Below are 20,062 nucleotides of genomic sequence, written 5' to 3' on the forward strand. Positions count from 1 at the left end.
TTTTGCTTGATCCGATCCGAAGATCAGACTCGCATCCCATCAAGCGCCCACACTTATCGGCTGTTAATTTTTAAAGAGCACATCTGCGAGGCGGGCCGGACTTCTTATCGACCTTCTCAGCAGCGCTGCGTTTTCAGCAGCAGAGAAGCGAGATTATGATCAATTCAGAGCAGCGCGTCAACAACTTTTTTCATCGCGCTGATCGTCCTGCTATCGATCAACCATCTTTGCCCAACACGCTTGAAACCCGCGCCAGGCTTTGCTTCTCTTCCTTCGCGCTGCGTTTCCGTTAGCGCGAAAGAGGCGTGATTGTAGGCACGCTTTTCCCGCCGCGCAAGCCCTTTCGTGAAAGATTTTTAAACGTCGCAAAACTGAAGCGCGCGACCCGCGCATCGCTCTATATAGCGGTCCTCCCGGCGACACGCTGACAAGCCCGCGCCGCCAAGCCGCTTAATATGCGCGGATCGGACTAGAATGACGGGTTCTCCGCATCCAACCACGTCCAACTATGCGCCAGCGAATCGCCAAACGCCTCCCTCCCGATGCCGACAAACTCGTCGGCCTGTCGCTCGCGCTGTTCGCCTCCGGCAGCCGCATCGAGGATCGCTTCTGGGAAACCAAGCTCGATGCCCTGCTCGCGAAGATCGTGCGCAATGGGAATCAGACCACGCTCGACGCCGCACTCGACCATCTCCAGCAGAATCATCCCGACGCCTACGGCGCGCTCGCCGACATGGCCGAGACCCACAGCGAATCGCTGCGGGTCGAACACGAAGGCCAGCCCTATGAGGCACTGCTCGTCGCGGTGCCCGTGCTCGCCTGGACCCGCTACATGATTCCGTCCGGCTCGCTCAAGGCCGACGCCTCCGATGCGCTGCGCACTCACCTGCAAGCCCACGTCCTCGCACGCGACACGCTGGTCGCCATGGCGCCGTTCCTGTACAGCATCGATCAATTGCCCCGCCATCACGTCGAGACCTACCGCCTGGCCCAGCAACTCACGCATGCCGCGCTCGGCGGACATCCGGTCAAGCTCAACCACGGCGACCTGCCGGAAACCTCGCCCATTCTTGCCGATCCGCGCTTTCTGCTCGCCGTCGTCGCGGCGCCCGCCGGCGCCCCGTTGTTCCGCTGGCAGGAAGAGGACGGCAATGCGCGCATCGAACGTGGCCAATGTCTTGAACAATGGGCGGCCCAGGGCGGCGCCAACCTGGCCAACGCCCTGCCCGGTTGCGAATTCGAATCCCTGCTGCCCGACGCCTACTACTCGGCCTGCCGCGACGCCGACGAGCGCATCCGCCCCCACACCGTGCGCACCGCCATTCGTTATCTTTTCGACACAATCGGCGCAGCGCCTCAAGAACTGCGCGCAGTGATCGCCGGCTTCGGCGAGCGGCGTGTCGACGAGTACCGGGTCGGCTTCACCCGACGCGGCGCCAACGACGTGATCTATGGCGTGGTCTGGCCGCTCTACGGCCGCGAGAACGGCGACGCCGCGATCGACGAAGCGACCGTAGACGCCGACGCCCCCGTCGAAGGTCCGCTCGAGGAGATCGCGACGCTGCTGCGGGACGCCGGCGTCACCGAGATCCGACGCCATGCCGGCCGCTTCGAGCCCGAGTACTGCGACGACTGCGGCGTGCCGCTTTACGCCGACCCGCTCGGCGAGATCGTGCACGCTGAAATGCCCGAAGACGCCTCGCCCGCCCAGCCGCACTTCCACTGAGCATCGGATCGCCGCCTCGGCCACCGCAAAAAGCCGCCCCGCGATACCGCGGCGCGGCTTTTTGCTTCTCTGTGAGTACGAATTGTCTTATGCCTTTTAGCCAGGCCGACATTTCGTAAGGAGTTTGTCATGATGAGATCCGTGACAGATCGACGCTCCTCCTACTCAGACAATAGAGGCAGAACATGCGATTCCTGGTGCTCAACGCCGACGCCGAGCGGCGCGACGGACTCAAGACCCTCCTCAAGCAGATCGCCCGGCAGGCCGGCTACAACGATGCAAAGGACTGGCACCAGGCTCGGCGGCTCCTCGCCCACCACAGTTTCGACCTCATCACGGTCGACTGGCACGACATCAAGCGCCTCGGCGACCTGAGCCAGTTGTGCGAAGCCTGCGCCCCCGCCCCGGTCGCGGTGCTGACCGACGATGCCTCGCCCGAGCAGGCGCAGGCGCTGTTCAAGGCCGGCGTGTTCGGCGTGATTCCGCGCACCACGCGCCCGCATCTCATCATCCGCGCGCTCGAGATGGTCCTGCTCGGCGGCCACTATGTCCCACCCGGCGCACTCGATCTGACCAACGCGCCCTCCGCCGGCCGCGACGCGCACGTGCAGGAATTGATCGACGAACTGCCGCGCAAGCGGCAGGCCACGCGCAGCCTGCTCTCTCCGCGGCAGGCGCAGATCATGCGCTTCGTCCACATGGGCAACACCAACAAGATGATCGCGCGCACGCTCGGCATCAGCGAAGGCACGGTCAAGATTCACCTCGCCAGCATCTTCCAGCAGCTCGGCGCCACCAATCGCGCCGCCGCGGTCGCGATCTACAACGGCTGGCTGCCCCCGCATCTCGAAGTATTGCTATCGGCCCGCCACGGCGCACCGAAACCCGCGCTGGGCGCGCCCTGTCCGGTTCCGCTGCGCCTCGCCACCCAGCGCAAGTACCCACGCGCCGCCGACGACGACACCACGCCCCAGCCGATGGCCGCCGAACCACGCGCGCCCTTCAAGCCCAGCTAGCAACGCTCGGCCGGCAAAATCAGGGCCGCTCGCTGAATCCATTCCCATTTTTGAGATTCAACGAGTAATATAAAAACATGGGTTTCCTGTACACGCCGCTTCCGTTCTGGGTCGCCGTCGGTGGCTGGATCGCCGCCGTGGCTTTGCTCGCGCTCGCGCTGTGGAGAGCCCCGTTCAAGCGCCTGCAGGACGCCACGCTGCAACACGTCTGGCTCGCGCTCGTCACCGCGATCGCCGTGCTGTGGGCGTCCAACGCCTGGCTCGACGACGGCCTCGTCATGCATCTGCTCGGCGCCACGCTGCTCGTCACCCTGTTCGACTGGACCCTCGCGCTGGTCGGCACCGCCGTCATCACCGGCGTCGCCGCCGTCATCTTCGATACGACCTGGCCCGGCGTCGGCCTGACCTATCTCGTGTACGGCGCCCTGCCCGTCGCCGTCTCCGCGCTGCTGCAGCGCGCCACCATCGCCTGGCTGCCGCACAACCTGCCGGCCTTCATCATCGGCCAGGGTTTCGTCACGCCACTCATCGCGGTCGGCGCGGTCGCGGGCGCCGCGGCGGGCGTGCAGATCGCGCTCGTCGGCGGCGACCCCGCCGTGCTGCCGGCCGGATACGCGCTCAACACCCTGCTGCTCGCGCTCGGCGAAGCGTGGTTCACCGGCATGGCGACCGCGCTCATCGCGGTCTACAAGCCGGCCTGGGTCACGACCTTCGACGTGCGCCGCTACCGCCTCGGCGGCCCCCGCGCCTGAGTGCCGGCGCCGCACCTCGCTCGGACAAAACGCGCATCCGTCCTAAGGGCGCACAACAATTTTGCGCTAAGATTGAACTCCTGCCCGACATCGGACCTCTTACGTGCCCGGTGTCTCTATCGCGCTTATCTCATACCTAGATGGACAGCTTCCCCGCCTCGTACCGCCTATTGGGCGTGCTCGGCAAGCTGGCGGCCTGCATCACGGGCCTGTCGCTTGCATGCGCCACCCCGGCGCTCGCCGACCTGCTCGACCAGCGCGCCGAAATGATCAACAAGTACGTGAACGAGATGCATGCCGATCCGCTCGTCGCGGATTGCGCGGCGCATGGCAATTTCATCGCCAGCACCTCCAATGCGTTCGATCACGTCGAATTCCCGTCCAGCGCCTTCGACCCGAGCAGCGCCACGATCACGCCCTGGAACGATTCGTTCGACCAGGGCAAGCAGCGCGTCAAGGTCGACAACATCGTCACCGTCGAAGGGCTCGGCATCAGCAACAACGGCAGCGACCCGGCGCACCTCAAGTTCCGCTGCGGCTACGTCGGCACGCAGATGCTCGCGTTCAGCTGGAACGATCCGGTGCCGCCCGCCCGGGCGCATGTCGAGCGCCCCGCGTCGTCGAATAAGAAATTGAAGGCCCATGCCGGCAAGGGCAAAGGCAAGTCGAAAGCGAAGGCCCCGGGCAAGGGCGGCAAGAAAGCCGCGACCACGAAGAAATCGGGCACCCAGAAGAAGGCCGTCAAGAAATCGACGGCAAAGAAGAGTTCGTAAGCGCCGCTTTCCCGCGGGCAGGAAAAAGCCGGAGCATGCTCCGGCTTTTTCCATGTCCAGGCCCGCCGTGCGGACCGCTGTCGCTCGTCAGCAGAACTTCTGCACCTGGTTCAGCACCGCCAGCAACATCGCGGCACCGAGCGACGCGCTGCGCTCGCCGTTCCAGCCCACCCGCTCGTCGGGCAGATTGGCGTTGTCCTTGAACGGCATCTCCAGCGTCAGCGACAAGCAGCCATATTGGTGGCCGACGTACTTCGACGCCAGCTTCAGCGCGTCTTCCTTATACTTCGACGCCGCATAGCCGTACTGATCCTGGAAATCCGGGCTCGCCTGCTTGAACGCCTCGATGAAAGCCGCCTGCTCGATCCGCTGCTGCTCGGTGAAGCCCGGCAGCATCTCGGAGCCCGCGACAAACACATAGGGCAGATCCTCGTCCCCGTGGATGTCGAAGAACATGTCGCAACCGGTCGCCGCGATCGCCTCGCGCACCACCAGCACCTCGGGGCTGCGCGCGGCATCCGGCTCCATCCACTCGCGATTCAGGTTCGCGCCGGCCGCGTTGGTGCGCAGGTTCCCGAGCACGCTGCCGTCGGGATTCATGTTCGCGACGATATGGAAGGTCGCGAGATCGTAGAGCCTGCGCGCAACCGGATCGCCCGCCCAGTCGCCCCAGCCCGCCAGCCGCTTGACCAGGCCCTCGACGAACCATTCCGCCATCGATTCGCCCGGATGCTGCCGCGCAATGATCCACACCTTTTTCTTCGGCACCTCGGTCTCTTCCGGCGTGCCCAGCACCAGCAGGGAGATCGGCCGGCCTTCGACCGTCCGCCCCAACTCGACCACATTCGCCTGCGGCATCTGCTGCACCGCGCCGAGGAACTCCGAATGCCGCTCCTCGCCGTACGGCTCGAAGTACGCGTAGTAGATGCTGTCGAATTCCGGCGTATGGTCGATGGTCAGCACGGTGCCGTCGTACGAGGTCGGCACGCGGAACCAGTTGACCCGGTCGTAGCTCGCGGCCGCCCGGTAGTCCCGCCAGCCGGATGGGTACGCGCAGGCATGCGCGTTCTCGAAGCGCATCACGCAGCGTTCGCCGCGCGCGCCCGACAGGCGGAAATAAAACCATTGCGCGAACTCGGCCCGGCTGTCGCCGCGCACGCGCAGACGGATCTCGTCCGCGCGCTCGCACGACACGACGTCGATGGCGCCCGCGTCGAAGTTGCTGGTGATCGAGAGGTTCATTGCATCTCCTTGTGCCGGACGGTCTCGTGAACCGTCCGGGCGATTAGGCGCCGATTCGCCGGCGAAACACATAAGTGGCATCGTTCGAGGCCGCCGCATCGAACGCATAGCCTTCCGCCGCGAACGCCTTCAGGCCGTCCGGCGTCGCGATGCGGTTCTCGACCACATGGCGCGCCATCAGGCCGCGCGCGCGCTTCGCATGGAAGCTGATGATCTTGTAGCGGCCACCCTTCCAATCCTCGAACACCGGCGTGACCACCGGCGCGTCGAGCAGCTTCGGCTTCACCGAGCGGAAATATTCGGTCGATGCGCAGTTGACCAGCACGCGCGACGCGCCTTCGCGCGCATTCAGCTGCGTATTCAACGCCTGCGTGATGCGCTCGCCCCAGAACGCGTACAGATCCTTGCCGCGCGCATTCTCGAAGCGCGTGCCCATTTCGAGCCGGTACGGCTGCAGCAGGTCGAGCGGCCGCAGCAGCCCGTAGAGCCCCGACAGCACGCGCACGTGACGTTGTGCGTAGTCGAGATCGGCGGCCGACAGCGAGCGCGCGTCGAACCCTTCGTAGACGTCGCCGTTGAACGCGAGCACCGCCTGTTTCGCATTCGCGGGGCTGAACGTGCGCGACCAGTCGGCGTAGCGTTGGAAATTCAGCTGCGCGAGCGGATCCGAGATATCCATCAGGCTCGCGATCTGCTGCGGCGACAGCGCGCGCAGTTCATCGACCAGTTCGGCCGCGTCTTCGATGAAATCCGGGAGCGTATGTGCCTGAATATGGGGCGGCGTGTCGTAGTCGAGCGATTTCGCGGGAGAGAGAACGATTATCATAGAGGCTCGCAGGCACGTCGTGCCGTGCGGTCAGACGAAAACTACCGATTGTAACGAATGCCCAGCTCCAACGTGCCGCGCACCGTGGTACTCGATTCGAATGTCTGGATCGACCTCCTCGTGTTCGACGACCCCGCCGCCCGCCCGATCCGCGCCGCCCTCGAGGCAGGCGCGCTCGTCGCGCTGATCGACGCGCGCTGCCTGAACGAACTCGAGCGCGTGCTCGACTACCCGCAGTTCCGCGCGCGCGCGGTCGACAAGGCCGCCGCGCTCGCCACGGTCGCGCGGCTCGCCCGCCTGGTCGCGCCCGCGCCGGACGCACCGGAAGCGCCGGTCGGCCGGCCCTTGCCCAAGTGCAAGGACCGCGACGACCAGAAGTTCCTCGAGCTCGCGCATGCCGCGCGCGCCGAGTGGCTGGTGTCGAAGGACCGTGCGCTGCTGAAGCTCGCGCGCCGCACCGAACGCGACTTCGGCTTCCGGATCGCGCAGCCCGCGCCGTTCACGGCGGCCTGCGCGCTCGCCGACGGAGAGCCCGCCCCCGCCTGATCGTCACGCCGCGCCTTGCCGTCCCGTTACCGTTTCGCACTTTCCATCCAGTACGCCACGATGAACGCACCTCACGACATGCCGACGACGCCGCACTTTCCCTCCCGCCTGCCCGAGGTGGGCACGACCATCTTCACGGTCATGAGCGCGCTTGCCACCGAAGCGGGCGCAGTCAACCTCGGACAGGGTTTCCCGGATTTCGGCTGCGACCCGCGCATCGTCGATGCGGTGTCGGACGCGATGCGCGACGGGCACAACCAATACCCGCCGATGGCAGGCGTCGCGCCCCTGCGCGAAGTGATCGCCGACAAGATCGCCCAGCTCTACGGCCGCCGCTACGACCCCGCGAGCGAGATCACCATCACGGCGGGCGCCACCCAGGCGCTGCTGACGGCGATCCTGTGCGCGGTCCATCCCGGCGACGAGGTGATCGTCGTCGAGCCGACCTACGACAGCTACCTGCCGTCGATCGCGCTCGCGGGCGGCACGCCCGTGTTCGTGACGCTCGAAGCGCCCGACTATGCGATCCCGTTCGACCGCCTCGCCGCCGCGATCACGCCGCGCACCCGCCTGATCCTGATCAACACGCCGCACAATCCGACCGGCACGGTCTGGCGCGACAGCGACATGCGCAAGCTGGAAGAGATCGTGCGCGGCACCAACCTGCTGATCCTGTCCGACGAGGTGTACGAGCACATGGTGTACGACGGCGAGCGGCACGAGAGCGTCGCGCGCTATCCGGAGCTGGCCGCGCGCAGCTTCATCGTGTCGAGCTTCGGCAAGACCTTCCACGTGACGGGCTGGAAGGTCGGCTACGTGGCCGCGCCCGCCGCGCTGACGGCGGAATTCCGCAAGGTCCACCAATTCAACGTATTCACCGTGAACACGCCGATGCAGGTCGGCCTCGCCGCCTACCTGCGCGATCCGCAGCCATATCTGACGCTGCCCGCGTTCTACCAGAAGAAGCGCGACTTCTTCCGCGCGGGGCTGGCCGGCTCGCGCTTCAAGCTGCTGCCGTGCACCGGCACCTACTTCCAGTGCGTCGACTACTCGGCGATCAGCGACCTGCCGGAAGCGGAGTTCTCGAAATGGCTGACGACCGAGATCGGCGTCGCCGCGATCCCGGTGTCCGCGTTCTACCACGCGCCGCACGAATCGGGCGTCGTGCGTTTCTGCTTCGCGAAACAGGAACAGACGCTCGCCGCCGCGCTCGAACGGCTCGCGCGCCTCTGAGCGCCTGACGCACGGGCGGCCCGCCGCCCGTGCGTCATCCCGCCTACTTGGCGGCGTCCTGGAACGCCTTGCGTTCCTCCGCCACGCGTCGCACGGCCGGCCGTTCGCCGAGCCGCTTCGCGTAGTCCTTCCAGTCGATCCCCGCCGCGAGCACGAAGTCGCGCCCGAAGACCTGCTTGGTCGCCAGTCCGACGAGCGGCAAGTGCACATAGGCGACGACGTCGGCGATCCCGAACGCGTCACCATACGCGTACGGCGTGAAGGTCGTCAGTTGCTTCAGCGCACCGAGCGCGTGCGTGAGGCGCGCCTCGACGCGCCGCTTGGTCCCGTCGCTCACCGTGCCGCCGAAGAACGCCTCCGGGTACACCTCGCGCGCGGGCAGCTCGATGTACAGCTCGAGACAGGTGATCAGCTCGCGCACCTTGGCGGCCGCGTACGGATCGGCCGGGAAAATGCCCAGCTCCGGATGGCGCGCCGCCAGGTATTCGATGATCGCCTGCGATTCGCTGATCGGACCGGACTCGGTGCGCAGGAACGGCACCTTGCCGAACGGCGACGCGGCCAGCGAGGCCGGATCGGCGAGCGGCAGCCCCAACCGCTCCTCCTCGAACGGGATGCCGAATTCGAGCAGGGCCAGCTTGGCCTTGTTGTAGTAATTGGACAGAGGGAAACCACACAGCTGCAACATGAGACGCCTCCTTTTTATGGGAACGTCGGCCGCATCCAGCCCCGTGCCGGCCCGCCGACGCCACGTCGAAAAGCACGTTCGTGCTAGTCTAAGACAAGTTCGGCACTTGTCATGCATCATCATCGATCCGGGCGCCGCATCCCGGCTGCCCGCCCCGCCCCTGCCCAGGAGACCCGCATGAGCGCAGCCCTGCTCGCATCGCGCCCGCCCGAAAGCGAATCGACTCTCGTCCTCACGCTGTCCAACCCCGGTGCGCGCAATGCGCTGCATCCCGACATGTACGCCGCCGGCCTGGAAGCGCTCAACACCGCCGAGCGCGATCCGGCGATCCGCGCGGTCGTGCTGACCGGCGCGGACCGTTTCTTCTGCGCGGGCGGCAACCTGAACCGCCTGCTCGACAATCGCGCGAAGGACCCGGCCCTGCAGGCGGAAAGCATCGACCTGCTCGGCGAATGGGTGACAGCGCTGCACACCGCGACCAAGCCCGTGATCGCCGCGGTCGACGGCGCGGCGGCGGGCGCCGGCTTCTCGCTCGCGCTCGCGTGCGACCTGATCGTCGCGGGCGACGACGCGAAATTCCTGATGTCCTACGCGCGCGTCGGGCTCACGCCGGACGGTGGCGGCTCGTGGTTCCTCGCGCGCGCGCTGCCGCGCACGCTGGCCGCCGAGATCCTGTTCGAAGGCAAGCCGGCCAGCGCCGCCCGGCTGCACGCGCTCGGCGTCGTCAACCGGCTTGCGAAGCCCGGCACCGCGCGCGAGGCCGCGATCGCGTGGGCCGACGAACTCGGCGCCATTTCGCCGCACGCCCTCACCGGCATCAAGACGCTGCTCGCCGATGCGCCCGACCGGCCGCTCGCGACCCAACTGATCGCCGAACGCGATCAATTCCTCGCCGCGCTCTATCATCCGGACGCGCTCGAGGGCATTACCGCCTTTCTCGAAAAACGCACGCCTATCTACAAACGTTGATGTCCGCCATGTCCCGCTACACCTTGCCGAAACGTCGCCGCCTCTATCTGATGCGCCACGGCGATGTCACCTACTTCGACGCCGACGTCGAGGTCATCGACCACGACGCCGTACCGCTCAACGAACGCGGCCGCGCGCAGGCCAGCGCGGCGGGCCGGCTGTTCGCGGAGCAGGCGGTGCGCTTCGACCGCGTGATCACGAGCGGCCTGCCCCGCACCATCGAAACCGCGCGGCGCGTGCTGGCCGAAACGGGCCAGCCTGCCGTGATCGAGATCGAACCCGCGTGGCGCGAAATCCGCGGCGGCAATCTCGACGCGCTGCCGCCCGAGCAGCACGAGGGCGCGTTCCTGCGCGCGCTCGACGGCCTCGTGTCCCACGATACCCGCTTTCTCTGCGGTGAGACGATCGGCGAACTGATCGATCGCGTCCTGCCGCCGTTCGCCGCGCTGCGCGCGGACCCGTCGTGGGATACCGCGCTGCTGGTGTTGCATGGCGGCGTGAACTGCGCGCTGCTGTCGCATGCCATGTTGCCTGAACAACGCTTGTTCAACGGCCGCCTGTCGCAGGCGACCGGCTGCATCAACGCGATCGACATCGGCGAACGCGACAACGACTATCTGATCCGCCTGCTCGATTATTGCCCGCACGAACCGCTGCATCGCGACGCCCGCAACACGGTGATGGAAATCTACTACCAGCAGTATCTGCAAAACACGCGCGGCTGATCCGGCCCGGCGTCCGGAGACGACGATGGCGCATCTGAATCATCCGGCGGGCTCAGCGACCGACTACCGCGCCTTCGCAGGCACGCGCCCGGTCGACGCCGCGCAGCATCCCGATACGGCGCGCTCGCCGACTGGCTTGCCCGCCACGTCGAGAATTTCGCCGGGCTGCTTGCGATCGAGCGATTCGATCGCGGCCAATCGAATCCGACCGACGCCCACGCGCTGCTATGTGATGCGAGCCAAGCCCGGGCCCGCCGCGAAGCTGCTGCCGTCCGCGCATGCAATCGCACGCGCACACCGGCGTACCGGTCACGCGGAGGCTCGCGCTGTGCGAGCACGAGTACGTGATCGGTCGCGCCTTCTACGTGATCGATTGCGTGGCGGGCCGCATGTTGTGGGATCCCGCACTGCCCGGCACGACGCCGGGCGAGCGCACCGCTCACGTCGACGAGATGGGCCGCACGATCGGCGTGCTGCCTGCGCTCGACGCAGGCCGGCACGCGACCGATGGCGGAACTCGCATGGCAATTGACGCGATGCCGCTCGCCCGCCTCGCCTGGTCCGCGATGCGCCGCGTGCGCGCCCCGACAGCCCGCACGTGATGCAGCCGCGACGGCGGACCTGTGCAGCGTCACCGCATGCGCTTCCCTCGGCAAACCTCGCCGCGCGACGTCTGCAGCCGCGAAAAATCTATGCTCTAATTTCCGCCTGCCGCGGCGCAACAAACACGCGCGCCGCATTGACGAACCGCAACCGAGGAACGCAGATGATCGACGTCTACAGCTGGGCGACCCCGAACGGTCACAAAGTGCACATCATGCTGGAGGAAACCGGCCTCGCCTATGAGGCCCATCCGATCGATATCGGCGCGGGCGACCAGTTCACGCCCGACTTCCTGGCGATCAGCCCGAACAACCGGATCCCGGCGATCGTCGACCACGACGGCCCCGGCGGGCAATCGCTGTCGCTGTTCGAATCGGGCGCGATCCTCGTCTACCTCGCCGAGAAGACCGGCCAGTTCCTGCCCACCGACCCCGCCGCGCGCTACACCACGCTGCAATGGCTGATGTTCCAGATGGGCGGCGTCGGCCCGATGTTCGGCCAGACCCATCATTTTCGGATCTACGCGCCCGAACAGATCGATTACGCGGTCAACCGCTACACGAACGAGACGCGCCGCCTGTACGGCGTGATGGACAAGCAACTCGGCAAGCATGCCTATCTCGCCGGCGATGCATACACGATCGCCGACATCGCGACGTTCCCGTGGACCCGTTCGTGGAAGAACCAGGGTGTCACGCTCGAGGAATTCCCGAACGTGAAGCGCTGGCACGACGCCATCGCCGCGCGTCCCGCCGTGCAGCGCGGCGTCGAGGTGCTCGCGTCGCTGCGCAAGCCGCTGCAGGACGACAAGGCGCGCGAGGTGCTGTTCGGCGCGACCCAGTACGCGAAGCGCTGAGCCGCGCTGCGCGTCGCGTGGTGGGCCCGCCATGACGCCCCCGCCTCGCGGCGCGCATACTGTCGCGTTCAGAAGTGATGCTGCGTGATGAATTCCGCGACGCAGGCGAGCGCCGGTTGCCCCTGCGCCTCGATCTCGACGGAGATCGACCAGGTGGCGCGCACCCCGTCGTTCGCGACATCCTCCGCCGCCTTCAGCATGCATGCCGCGCGCACCCGTGCGCCCACCGGCACCGGGCGCAGGAAGCGCACCCGGTTGAGCCCGTAGTTCACGCCCATGCGCTGTTCGAAGCGCAGCGCATCGCCGAGCAGCGCCGGGATCAGCGACAAGGTCAGGAAACCGTGCGCGATCGGCCCGCCGAACGGCGATTCGCGCACGGCGCGGACCGGGTCGACATGGATCCACTGGTGATCGTCGGTTGCGTCGGCGAAGCGCTCGACGCGCGCCTCATCGATCACGCGCCACCCGCTCACGGCCCGCTCCGCGCCGACGCGCGCGTGCAGCGCCGGCGCGGAATCGATCAGCGGCGCGGCGGCCGCCGCCTCCGACGTCATGCGCGCGGCTGCGGCGCGCGCAGCCCGAAGATCACTTTCGAACGGACCGTGATCACCGTCTCGCCCTGCGGATTCACCCCTTCCCATTCGGTCGTCACGATGCCGCGGTCCGGACGGCTCTCCGAGACGCGCTTGTCGAGCACCTTGTTGTACATCGTGATGGCGTCGCCCGCGCGCACCGGCTTCAGCCAGCGAATCTCCTCGATCCCCGGCGAGCCCATGCTGGTCGACCCTTGCAGCACGTTGCGCACGAGCATGCCCATGAACACCGAGCAGGTATGCCAGCCGCTCGCGACCAGCCCGCCGAACGGCGACGCGCGGCCGGCCGCCTCGTCGAGATGGAACGGTTGCGGATCGTACTGCCGCGCGAACGCGACGATCTCGTCCGGCGTGAACGTGTGCGTGCCGACCTCGGTGCGTGAATCGACTTCCAGATCTTCGTAGCTGATACCCATCGCCTTCTCCGTGATTGCGGCGCGCACGCGCGCGCCGTCCTGCCCTGCCTCATGCCTCCTGCGGCGCCGCGAACCCGGGCAGCGCGGCAAAGCGCGCGAGATGATGATCGACATCGCCGAGCGTCGTCTCGATGATCGACAGGCGCTTGAACAGATGCGCCGCCGCGACCTCGTCGGTCACGCCCATCCCGCCGTGCAGCTGCACGGCCTGCTGGCCGACGAAGCGCGCGGCCTGACCGACCCGCGCCTTCGCGGCCGACACCGCGCGGCGCCGCTCGTCGGCGTCGTCGCTCGCATAGCGCACCGCCGCCAGATAGGTCAGCGAACGCGCCTGCTCCGCGTGAATCAGCATGTCGACCATGCGGTGCTGCAACACCTGGAAACGCGCGATCGGGCCGCCGAACTGCGTGCGGTTCTTCGTGTATTCGAGCGTCGCGCGATTCAGTGCGTCGAGTGCGCCGAGCGCTTCCGCGCACAGCAGCACGATGCCGTAGTCGGCGATCCGGTCGAGCGCCGCCGCATCGCGCTCGCCGCCCGTCAGCGCGCGGCCGGGCGCGTCCGTCAGCGTGAGCGTCGCGGCGCGCTGGCCGTCGATGGTCCGGTAGTCGACCACCTGCGCGCCCGCCGCGCCGCGTTCGACCACATACAGGCCGAGCGCGCCGTCGGCGGTGCGCGCCGGGACGATCCACGCATCCGCCTGCGCGCCGTGCCGGACCACCGATTTGATGCCATTCAGCACGACGCCCTGGCCGCGCGCAGCGGCGATGGTGGCCAGCGCGAACAGGTCATGACGCGCATCCGGTTCGTGAAACGCGACGGCGAGCTTCGCGTCGCCGTGCGCGACGCGCGCCAGCAGCGCCGCATCCTCGCCCGCGCCGGAACCCGCGACGCGCAGCGCCTCGACGCCGACCGCGGTCGCCCAGTACGGCTCGACCACGAGAGCGCGCCCCAGCTCCTGCATCACGACCAGCATGTCGACCGTGCCGCCGCCGAAGCCGCCCTGCGCCTCCGGCACCGGCAACGCGGTCAGGCCGAGTTCGGCGAACGCGCCCCACTGCTCGGCCGACACCCCGGTCGCGCCGTGCACGATCGCGCGACGCGCGTCGAAGCCATAGCGCGCATCGAGATAGCGGCGCAGCGCGTCGGCGAATTGCCGCTGTTCTTCGGTAAAGGTGAAGTCCATGCGCCGCTCCTCAGAGTCCGAGCATCATCTGCGCGATGATGTTCTTCTGGATTTCGTTCGAGCCGCCGTAGATCGACGTCTTGCGGAAGTTGAAGTAATACGCGGCGAGCGGCGCGATCGCGTCGTCGCCCGTCACGCTATGCGCGCGCTCGCCTTCGAGGAAGGGGACGTCGAACGGCGCGGCGAGCGGGCCCGCGGCCTCGAACATCAGTTCGGTCAGCATCTGCTGGATCTCGCTGCCGCGGATCTTCAGCATCGATGCTTCCGGTCCCGGCCCGCGCCCCTGCGCCTCGCTGCTGACGACGCGCAGCACCGTCACTTCGAGCGCCATCAGCTCGATCTCGAGCGCGGCCACCTTCGCGCCGAACACGGGATCCTCGAGCAGCGGCCGTCCGTTCTTGCGCTGACGCATGGCGAGCTGCTTCAGGAATGCCAGCTCGCGTTTCGACGCGCCCACCCGCGCAATCCCGGTGCGCTCATGCCCGAGCAGGTATTTCGCATAGGTCCAGCCGCGGTTCTCGTCGCCGACGAGATTCTCGACCGGCACCCGCGCGTCCTCGAAGAAGACCTCGTTCACCTCATGGTCCTCGTCGAGCGTGATGATCGGGCGCACGGTGACGCCGGGCGTCTTCATGTCGATCAGCAGGAACGAGATGCCTTCCTGCTTCTTCGCCTCGGGATCGGTACGCACGAGGCAGAACATCAGGTCCGCATACTGCCCGAGCGTGGTCCAGGTCTTCTGGCCGTTGACCACGTAGTGATCGCCGTGCCGTTCGGCGCGCGTGCGCAACGAGGCGAGGTCGGAACCCGAGCCGGGTTCCGAATAACCCTGGCACCACCAGTCGGTACCGTCGAGGATGCGCGGCAGATAGTGGCGCTTCTGCGCCTCGCTGCCGTATTTCATCAGCACCGGCGCCACCATCGACACGCCGAACGGCAGTACCGTGGGCGCGCCGATCCGGGCGCACTCCTCGTCCCAGATGTGACGCTGCGTCGCGCTCCAGCCCGGCCCGCCGTATTCGACGGGCCACGCAGGCGCGGCCCAGCCGCGCGGGGCGAGCACCCGATGCCAGCTCGCGTAGTCGTCGCGATTCAGACGTTTGTGATTGAGAACCTTCGCGCGCAGGGCCTGAGGCAGGTTGGCCTCGAGCCAGGCGCGGATGTCGACGCGGAATGCGTCGTCGGCGGGGGAATAATCGAGATCCATGCGCGTGTCTCCTGTAGAGCAGCGTCAGTGCTTCGGCACTGATCCTGTTCCCACGCGGTCGACCAGCATCGTGCCTCGGCACTTGCGCCGGCCCCGCAGGGCTCTCCGCGGCCGACGAGGCCGCCAGGAGCAGCGCGGCGATCAGCGGGCGATCACTGCAACGGCTCTTTCAGCGCGGCCGGAACCGGCAGCGGCATCACGTCGATGCCTTCTTCGACCAAGGCTCGCGCGTCCTCCGGTGTCGTCACTCCCCGGATGCTGCGCACGGGCGCCTCGTTGTAATGAATGCGCCGCGCTTCCTCGGCGAAGCGCTCGCCCACGTTCTCGGTCTTGTCCAGCACCTCGCGCAACGCGCGCATCACCTGCGCCTGCAGCGCGCGCGGATCGGCCGGCGCCGGCTGCGTCGCGCCCGACAGATTCAGGCGCGGCGCGGACGGCATGCGGCTGACCTCGGTCGCCCCGCACACCGGGCATTCGACCAGCCTGCGGGACAACTGCGCTTCGAACTCATCGGCGGAAGCGAACCAGCCTTCGAACCGATGGCCGTGCGGGCACTGTAAATCGAGGACCTTCATGCTGAATCAGGGCGTGCTCGGAGTGTATCGCAAAACAAAAATTTATGAACGGTCGTGCTAAATCTCGACCTGCGGCCGAACCGCGACCGGCATCGATTGTAGCGTGCGGCTCGAATCGCCGCCGAGCGTGGGGTGGGACGGCCGGTTCCGGGCGCGCCCCGCTTGAGGACTATCGGCGACGGACGTCTGGCAGGGGCGCCCGGCCAGGGGCGCCCGGCTAGGGGCGAATCACCTCGCCGAGCGGCCAGGCGCCGGACAGCGCCTTGTCGAGCCACATCGTGCCGATGATCGTCTTCACGTCGGTGATCTGGCCGGTGCGGATCCATTCCAGCACTTGCGGCACGGTCGCGCTGAAGGTTTCGAGGAACTCGCCCTCGTCGAGCGCGCGCTCCCCTTCCGTCAGGCCGCGCGCAAGATACAGGTCGATGAACTCGGTCGAGTAGGAGATGATCGGGTGGATCCGCGTCAGGTGCACGTATTCGCGCGCGCTGTAGCCCGTTTCCTCGCGCAGTTCGCGGATCGCGCACGCGAGCGGCCCTTCCTGCGGATCGAGCTTGCCGGCCGGATATTCGGCCATCACCTTGCCGATCGGGTAACGGTACTGGCTCTCCAGCAGCACGCGACCGTCCTCGAACAGCGGGATCACCATCACCGCGCCCGGGTGCTTCACGTACTCGCGGGTCGCCTGCTTGCCGTCCGGCAGGCGCACCGTGTCGCGCCGCAGCTTCAGGAATGCGCCGTCGTAGATCGATTGGCTGTCGATGCAGGTTTCGGTCAGCGTAGCGTCGTGATTCGGCAGGTCAGCCATCGGCGGCTCCGGAAGTGAGCGCAACGGCCGGCGGCCGTCAGCGTCGTTTGACGAGATACTGGAACGTGAAGCCGGGGAACGCGAACACCACGAACAAGCTGAACGTGATCGCGTAGAACTGCCAGCCCTGTTCGAAGCGATTGCCGGCGCGCGATTCGAGCCAGAAGCCCAATGCGCCGACGATGAAGTACAACACGATCAATTCGCCGATCCGGATCCAGCCGCTCTTCTTCGCGGCGCCCAGCGGCACCGCGGCGAAGAGCCGCTGATTCAGGAACGGCAGGTTGGCGCCCGCGAGCGCCAACAGCACGATGAACCAGCCCGCTGCCGACATCAGAGCGGCAGCGTGTGGCTGATGGCCTGCAGGCAGATCGTCATCAGCGGGCCCGGCACCAGGCCGAGCACGACGACGGCAAGGCCGTTCAGCACCAGGATCGTGCGCTTGCAGACATCGCCCGTGATCGGCGTCGTGTCCTGCGGCGCATCGAAGTACATGAGCTTGACGATGCGCAGGTAGAAGAACGCGCCGAACAGCGAGGTGATGACCGCCAGCACCGCGAGCCACGTCAGGCCGGCATTGACCGTCGCCTCGAGCACCGCGAGCTTCGCGTAGAAGCCGACCGTCGGCGGAATCCCCGCGAGCGAGAACATCATCACCATCATCACGAACGCGAACACCGGGCTGCGCTTGTTCAAGCCCTTCAGGTCGTCGATGGTCTCGGCCTCGAAATCGCGGCGCGCGAGCAGCATCACCACGCCGAACGAGCCGAGCGTCGTCACCAGGTAGACGATCGTGTAGAACATCGCCGAGCTGTACGCGCTCGCCGCCGACGCCGGATTGCCGTTGACGACGCCCGACAGCAGGCCGAGCAGCACGAAGCCCATGTTCGAGATCGCCGAGTACGCGAGCATCCGCTTCACGTTGCGCTGGACGATACCGGTCAGGTTGCCGACGATCAGCGACAGCGCCGCGAGGATCACGATCATCTGCTGCCAGTCGGCCGCGAGCGGCAGCAGGCCCATCACCAGGAACCGCAGGCCCCACGCGAACGCCGCGACCTTCGGGCCGCCGCCGACGAACAGTGTCATCGCGGTCGGCGCGCCCTGGTAGACGTCCGGCACCCACATGTGGAACGGCACCGCGCCGAGCTTGAACGCCACGCCCGCGACCACGAAGATCACGCCGAACAGCAGCACCGCGTCGTTGATGCGACCCGACGCGACAGCCTTCAGCACTTCGTTCAGCTCGAGCGAGCCGGTCGCGCCGTACAGCATCGAGATCCCGTACAGCACGAAGCCCGACGCGAGCGCGCCCAGCACGTAGTACTTCATCGCCGCTTCGCTCGACTGCGCGGCATCCTGGCGCAGCGCGATGGTCGCGTACAGCGACAGCGACATCAGTTCGAGACCGAGGTAGAGCGTCAGGAAGTTGTTGCCCGAGATCATGATCAGCTGGCCGAGCAGCGAGAACATGCCGAGCAGGAACACGTCGCCGCGGAACAGGTTGCGATCTTCCAGGTACTTGCGCGAGTAGACGAGCGCCACCGCGAAGCCCAGCGACACCACCGCCTTCATCACGCTCGCGAACGAGTCGACGACGACCATCCGCGTGAAGAAGTAGTACTGCTGCGGATCGAACGCCTGCAGCGCGAACCACACGCCGGCCGCGACCGACGACAGGACCGCGATCAGATACGTGAGGCGACGGCCGGCCGCGCCGGCGAAGGTGTCGTTCAGCCACGCGACGATGATGGCGAGCATCACCAGCGCGTCAGGCAACAAGACAGTCATAGGTGCGTTTTGCATGATCTTTATGTCCTCCGCTCGCGCTTACTGGGCCAGCGGCAGCTTCGACTGCGCGACGTGGGAGAGGAGGTTTTCCACGGAAACGTGCATCACGTCGGTGAAGGGCTTCGGATACAGGCCCATCAGCATCGTGAATGCGGCCAGCACGGCGAGCATCGTGAATTCGCGGCGGCCGATGTCCTTCAGCTGCGCGACCTTGTCGTTCTTCACCGCGCCGAAGTACACGCGCTTGTACATCCACAACGTGTAGGCCGCGCCGAGAATCAGCGTGAACGCCGCGCCGAACGCGATCCAGAAATTGAACTGGACGGCCGCGAGGATCACCATGAACTCGCCGACGAACCCGGAGGTGCCCGGCAGGCCGCAGTTGGCCATCGAGAACAGCATCGCGAACGCCGCGAACTTCGGCATCACGTTGACGACGCCGCCGTAATCGGCGATCTGGCGCGAGTGCAGGCGGTCGTAGAGCACGCCGATGCACAGGAACATCGCGCCCGACACGAAGCCGTGCGAGATCATCTGGATGATCGCGCCTTCGACGCCGAGCTGGTTGAAGATGAAGAAGCCGAGCGTGACGAAGCCCATGTGCGCAATCGACGAATATGCGACCAGCTTCTTCATGTCGGACTGCACCATCGCGACGAGGCCGATGTAGATCACCGCGACGAGCGACAGCGCGATCACCGTGGGCGCGAAGAAGTGGCTCGCGTCCGGCGTGATCGGCAGCGAGAAGCGCAGGAAACCGTACGCGCCGAGCTTCAGCATGATCGCGGCCAGCACCACCGAGCCGCCCGTCGGCGCCTCGACGTGGGCGTCCGGCAGCCAGGTGTGGACCGGCCACATCGGCACCTTCACCGCGAACGCGAGGAAGAACGCAATGAACAGCAGCACCTGCGGCGTCATCGCGATCTTCGCGTTCTGCCAGGTGGCGAGGTCGAACGAATGCGTCTGCGTGTACAGGTAGATCAGCGCAACCAGCATCAGCAGCGAGCCGGCCAGCGTGTACAGGAAGAACTTAAACGCCGCGTACACGCGGTTCGGGCCGCCCCACACGCCGATGATGATGTACATCGGGATCAGAGTGGCTTCGAAGAACACGTAGAACAGCAGGCCGTCGGCCGACGAGAACACGCCGATCATGATGCCGGACAGGATCAGGAACGCGGCCAGGTACTGCGACACGTTCTCGGTGATCACTTCCCACGCCGCGATCACGACGATCACGGTGATCAGCGCGGTCAGCACGACGAACCACATCGAGATGCCGTCGACGCCGAGGTGATACGAGATGTTGAAGCGTTCGATCCAGGTCGTCTGCTCGACGAACTGCAGCGCGGCCGTGCTCGTATCAAAGCCCGTGACCAGCGGCAGCGTGACCGCGAGGCCCGCGAGCGAGCCGATCAGCGCGAGCCAGCGCGCCGTGCCCGGATTTTTGTCGGAACCCACCGCGAGCACGAGCAGGCCGAACACGATCGGCAGCCAAATCGCGGTACTGAGAATCGGAAAAGAGTGCATTAGT

Annotated in this window: 21 protein-coding genes and 1 pseudogene; 10 read left to right on the forward strand and 12 right to left on the reverse strand. The window is 66.7% G+C overall.

Going from position 1 to position 20,062, the window contains the following annotated elements:
- Positions 1-508 precede the first annotated feature (508 nt).
- From AC1RQF_RS22945 to AC1RQF_RS22960, 4 genes are all read left to right on the forward strand, one after another.
- Positions 509-1,726 (forward strand): DUF2863 family protein, encoded by a 1,218-nt coding sequence (locus AC1RQF_RS22945; RefSeq protein ID WP_274004095.1) that lies wholly within the window; start codon positions 509-511, stop codon positions 1,724-1,726.
- 185 nt (positions 1,727-1,911) lie between these two features.
- Positions 1,912-2,742 (forward strand): response regulator transcription factor, encoded by an 831-nt coding sequence (locus tag AC1RQF_RS22950; RefSeq protein WP_274004098.1) that lies wholly within the window; start codon positions 1,912-1,914, stop codon positions 2,740-2,742.
- Between the two features lie 77 nt (positions 2,743-2,819).
- Entirely contained in the window at positions 2,820-3,494 is a 675-nt protein-coding gene (locus tag AC1RQF_RS22955; RefSeq protein ID WP_274004101.1) for an energy-coupling factor ABC transporter permease, read from the forward strand.
- 140 nt (positions 3,495-3,634) lie between these two features.
- Positions 3,635-4,267, forward strand: coding sequence for a BspC domain-containing protein (locus tag AC1RQF_RS22960; RefSeq protein WP_492873041.1), 633 nt, complete (start codon positions 3,635-3,637; stop codon positions 4,265-4,267).
- An 87-nt stretch (positions 4,268-4,354) separates the two neighbouring features.
- Here the strand turns inward: AC1RQF_RS22960 and AC1RQF_RS22965 are convergent, their stop codons facing one another.
- Both AC1RQF_RS22965 and yaaA read right to left on the reverse strand, forming a co-directional pair.
- Complete coding sequence (locus AC1RQF_RS22965) at positions 4,355-5,509, reverse strand: M14 family metallopeptidase (protein WP_274004105.1); 1,155 nt, start codon at positions 5,507-5,509, stop codon at positions 4,355-4,357.
- Positions 5,510-5,552: 43 nt separating this feature from the next.
- Complete coding sequence (gene yaaA / locus AC1RQF_RS22970; protein WP_492873042.1) at positions 5,553-6,335, reverse strand: peroxide stress protein YaaA; 783 nt, start codon at positions 6,333-6,335, stop codon at positions 5,553-5,555.
- Between the two features lie 57 nt (positions 6,336-6,392).
- Here yaaA and AC1RQF_RS22975 point away from each other — a divergent pair, with 57 nt between their 5' ends.
- Both AC1RQF_RS22975 and AC1RQF_RS22980 read left to right on the forward strand, forming a co-directional pair.
- Positions 6,393-6,881: a putative toxin-antitoxin system toxin component, PIN family gene (locus AC1RQF_RS22975; RefSeq protein ID WP_492873043.1), complete on the forward strand. Its 489-nt coding sequence runs from the start codon at positions 6,393-6,395 to the stop codon at positions 6,879-6,881.
- A gap of 60 nt (positions 6,882-6,941) precedes the next feature.
- A complete protein-coding gene (locus AC1RQF_RS22980; RefSeq protein ID WP_274004109.1) occupies positions 6,942-8,114 on the forward strand; it encodes a pyridoxal phosphate-dependent aminotransferase in 1,173 nt (390 codons plus the stop codon).
- 43 nt (positions 8,115-8,157) lie between these two features.
- Here AC1RQF_RS22980 and AC1RQF_RS22985 read toward each other — a convergent pair whose 3' ends face one another.
- Positions 8,158-8,802 carry a glutathione S-transferase family protein gene (locus AC1RQF_RS22985; protein WP_492873044.1) on the reverse strand — a complete coding sequence of 215 codons (645 nt, stop codon included), beginning with the start codon at positions 8,800-8,802 and terminating at the stop codon, positions 8,158-8,160.
- A gap of 177 nt (positions 8,803-8,979) precedes the next feature.
- On the opposite strand from AC1RQF_RS22985, the gene AC1RQF_RS22990 reads away from it, so the two are divergent.
- The 4 genes and pseudogenes from AC1RQF_RS22990 to AC1RQF_RS23005 all read left to right on the forward strand — a co-directional run bounded on the left by AC1RQF_RS22990 (position 8,980) and on the right by AC1RQF_RS23005 (position 11,955).
- Positions 8,980-9,771, forward strand: coding sequence for an oxepin-CoA hydrolase, alternative type (locus AC1RQF_RS22990; protein WP_492873045.1), 792 nt, complete (start codon positions 8,980-8,982; stop codon positions 9,769-9,771).
- Positions 9,772-9,779: 8 nt separating this feature from the next.
- The gene (locus AC1RQF_RS22995) at positions 9,780-10,496 is read left to right on the forward strand and encodes a histidine phosphatase family protein (RefSeq protein ID WP_274004114.1); all 717 of its coding nucleotides are present in this window, start codon (positions 9,780-9,782) and stop codon (positions 10,494-10,496) included.
- Positions 10,497-10,521: 25 nt separating this feature from the next.
- Positions 10,522-10,984, forward strand: a pseudogene (locus AC1RQF_RS23000) (phosphotransferase); the annotation flags it as partial.
- Positions 10,985-11,262: 278 nt separating this feature from the next.
- A complete protein-coding gene (locus AC1RQF_RS23005; RefSeq protein WP_492873046.1) occupies positions 11,263-11,955 on the forward strand; it encodes a glutathione binding-like protein in 693 nt (230 codons plus the stop codon).
- Between the two features lie 68 nt (positions 11,956-12,023).
- Here the strand turns inward: AC1RQF_RS23005 and AC1RQF_RS23010 are convergent, their stop codons facing one another.
- The 9 genes from AC1RQF_RS23010 to AC1RQF_RS23050 all read right to left on the reverse strand — a co-directional run bounded on the left by AC1RQF_RS23010 (position 12,024) and on the right by AC1RQF_RS23050 (position 20,058).
- Positions 12,024-12,509, reverse strand: a complete 486-nt coding sequence (locus AC1RQF_RS23010; protein WP_274004118.1) for a MaoC family dehydratase — start codon at positions 12,507-12,509, stop codon at positions 12,024-12,026.
- Complete coding sequence (locus AC1RQF_RS23015) at positions 12,506-12,964, reverse strand: MaoC family dehydratase (protein WP_274004120.1); 459 nt, start codon at positions 12,962-12,964, stop codon at positions 12,506-12,508. The genes AC1RQF_RS23010 and AC1RQF_RS23015 overlap by 4 nt, the downstream gene beginning before the upstream one ends.
- Positions 12,965-13,013: 49 nt before the next feature.
- On the reverse strand, positions 13,014-14,147 hold the full coding sequence (locus tag AC1RQF_RS23020) for an acyl-CoA dehydrogenase family protein (protein ID WP_492873047.1): 1,134 nt from the start codon (positions 14,145-14,147) through the stop codon (positions 13,014-13,016).
- 10 nt (positions 14,148-14,157) lie between these two features.
- Complete coding sequence (locus AC1RQF_RS23025; protein ID WP_274004124.1) at positions 14,158-15,354, reverse strand: acyl-CoA dehydrogenase family protein; 1,197 nt, start codon at positions 15,352-15,354, stop codon at positions 14,158-14,160.
- 152 nt (positions 15,355-15,506) lie between these two features.
- Positions 15,507-15,929 (reverse strand): DUF1178 family protein, encoded by a 423-nt coding sequence (locus AC1RQF_RS23030; protein WP_274004126.1) that lies wholly within the window; start codon positions 15,927-15,929, stop codon positions 15,507-15,509.
- 217 nt (positions 15,930-16,146) lie between these two features.
- A complete protein-coding gene (locus tag AC1RQF_RS23035) occupies positions 16,147-16,737 on the reverse strand; it encodes an NUDIX domain-containing protein (protein ID WP_492873048.1) in 591 nt (196 codons plus the stop codon).
- A 37-nt stretch (positions 16,738-16,774) separates the two neighbouring features.
- Positions 16,775-17,071: a DUF2818 family protein gene (locus AC1RQF_RS23040; RefSeq protein ID WP_252983711.1), complete on the reverse strand. Its 297-nt coding sequence runs from the start codon at positions 17,069-17,071 to the stop codon at positions 16,775-16,777.
- Positions 17,071-18,528, reverse strand: a complete 1,458-nt coding sequence (gene nuoN / locus AC1RQF_RS23045; RefSeq protein ID WP_274004336.1) for an NADH-quinone oxidoreductase subunit NuoN — start codon at positions 18,526-18,528, stop codon at positions 17,071-17,073. The genes AC1RQF_RS23040 and nuoN overlap by 1 nt, the downstream gene beginning before the upstream one ends.
- A 39-nt stretch (positions 18,529-18,567) precedes the next feature.
- The gene (locus AC1RQF_RS23050; protein ID WP_274004129.1) at positions 18,568-20,058 is read right to left on the reverse strand and encodes an NADH-quinone oxidoreductase subunit M; all 1,491 of its coding nucleotides are present in this window, start codon (positions 20,056-20,058) and stop codon (positions 18,568-18,570) included.
- Positions 20,059-20,062: the final 4 nt, after the last annotated feature.

Source organism: Burkholderia sp. GW821-FHT14F03 (assembly GCF_058803765.1).